The following is a 255-nucleotide window of genomic DNA, read 5'->3' on the forward strand; positions in this document are numbered from 1 at the left end:
CTTCTGGGCGGTGATCATGTCGATGTTCATCGGCAATCTGGTCCTGCTGATCCTGAACCTGCCGCTGATCCCCTATATCGCCAAGATCCTGTCGGTGCCGCGGAACTACCTGATCCCCTTCATTTTGTTCTTCACGCTGATGGGGGCCTATATCGGGCAAAACAACGCGACCGAACTGCTGTTGCTGGTGGGTTTCGGGATCTGCGCGACCATCCTGAAATTCGCGGATTACCCGCTCGCGCCGCTGCTGATCGG

At 57.3% G+C, this 255-nt stretch carries 1 protein-coding gene; it reads left to right on the forward strand.

Annotated elements, in window-relative coordinates; genetic code table 11:
• Positions 1-16 precede the first annotated feature (16 nt).
• Positions 17-255 (forward strand): tripartite tricarboxylate transporter permease (locus tag E0702_RS17960; RefSeq protein ID WP_240721821.1); only part of this gene is annotated, 239 nt, incomplete at its 3' end.

Source organism: Halomonas marinisediminis, from assembly GCF_004347715.1.
Taxonomy (GTDB): Bacteria; Pseudomonadota; Gammaproteobacteria; order Pseudomonadales; family Halomonadaceae; genus Halomonas; species Halomonas icarae.